Raw genomic sequence first — 1,595 nt, 5'->3', positions numbered from 1 at the left:
GCTGGGGGGCACGGCCACGGCCGCAGCCCTGGAGCCAACAGACAGCGGCGCGCCATCGGCTATAGTCATGTTTCCGGTCGGCGAAAAGCCCAATCCCAAGGGCGCGGCCATGAAACCCGTGGTTTTCAACCATCTTATCCATGAAAAGAAGGTTGACAATTGCGAGACCTGTCACCACACGGGCGATCCGGTGTCCTGTAGCACCTGCCACACGGTAGAGGGCAAGGCCGAGGGCAACTACATCACCCTTGACCGCGCCATGCACGCCACCAATATCGCCAAACGCGCCAAGGGCAATACGCCCGTAAGCTGCGTGAGCTGTCACGAACAGCAAACCAAAGAACGGCGCGAATGCGCGGGCTGTCACGCCATTGTCACGCCCAAGCGTGACGAGGCATGGTGCGCCACCTGCCATAACATCACGCCTTCAATGACGCCCGAACAGATGCAGAAGGGCATTAACGGCACCCTGCTGCCCGGCGACAATGAGGCGCTGGCCGCAGAAACCGTGCTGGCCCGCAAGCCCGTTGAACCTGTTTCCCCCATGCTGGCCCCGTATAAGGTGGTCATTGATGCCCTGGCCGACAAGTACGAGCCGAGCAACTTTACCCACCGCCGCCACCTCACCTCCCTTATGGAAAGGATAAAGGACGACAAGCTGGCTCAGGCTTTCCACAACAAGCCTGAAATTCTGTGCGCCACCTGCCACCACAGAAGCCCGCTTTCCCTTACGCCTCCCAAGTGCGGCAGCTGCCACACCAAGGAGATCGACAAGGCCAATCCCGGTCGTCCCAACCTTATGGCCGCCTACCATCTGCAGTGCATGGGTTGCCACAAGGGCATGGATGTCGCGCGTCCCCGTGACACCGACTGCACCACTTGCCATAAGGCTGCGCCCAAAAGCGCCGACTAGCATGGAGTAAGATATGAAACGCAGAACATTTCTGACCATTCTGGGAAGCGCGGGCGTGGTCTCGGCCCTTGGCAGTGCCAAGGTGGCCCAGGCCGGACCCCATACCTTCCCATATTACGCAGACAGTTACGGGGTGCTGCACGACACCACCCGTTGCATCGGTTGCCGCAAGTGTGAAGAAGCCTGTAACAAGGTCAACCACCTGCCCAAACCCAAAAAACCCTTCAGCGACCTTACGGTGTGCGACACGCACCGCCGCACAGGCGAATATGAATGGACAGTGGTAAACAAGTACAAGGTCAACGGCAAGGACGTGTTCCGCAAATTGCAGTGCTTCCACTGCAATGACCCGGCCTGCGCCTCTGCCTGCTTTGCCAAGTGCTTTACCAAGCAGCCCAACGGCGCTGTTCACTACGAAGGCTCGCAGTGCGTGGGCTGCCGTTACTGCATGGTTGCCTGCCCCTTCTATGTTCCCGGCTTTCAGTACGACGAGGCCTTTGACCCCCTCGTACAGAAATGCACTTTCTGCGAGCCGCTGCTCAAGGAAGGCAAGCTGCCCGGCTGTGTGCAGGCATGCCCCAAGGATGCCCTTACCTTCGGCCGCCGCAGCGACCTGATCCGCGTGGCCCGCGCCCGCATTGCCGACAATCCCGGCAAGTACGTCAACTACATATATGGCGAA

At 59.6% G+C, this 1,595-nt stretch carries 2 protein-coding genes; both read left to right on the top strand.

What is annotated here, in order from left to right; translation table 11 throughout:
- The coding region (locus V6C07_RS09640) for a cytochrome c3 family protein (RefSeq protein WP_333536217.1) at positions 1–913 on the top strand (913 nt) is incomplete at its 5' end.
- A gap of 13 nt (positions 914–926) precedes the next feature.
- Positions 927–1,595: 4Fe-4S dicluster domain-containing protein (locus tag V6C07_RS09635; protein ID WP_333536214.1), on the top strand; the 669-nt coding region annotated here is incomplete at its 3' end.

The organism is Desulfovibrio sp. 1214_IL3152, from assembly GCF_036763055.1.
In the GTDB taxonomy this organism is placed as follows: Bacteria; Desulfobacterota; Desulfovibrionia; order Desulfovibrionales; family Desulfovibrionaceae; genus Desulfovibrio.
The sequence above is the reverse complement of the archived record's forward strand: the minus strand, read 5'-3'. Positions and strand labels throughout refer to the sequence as shown.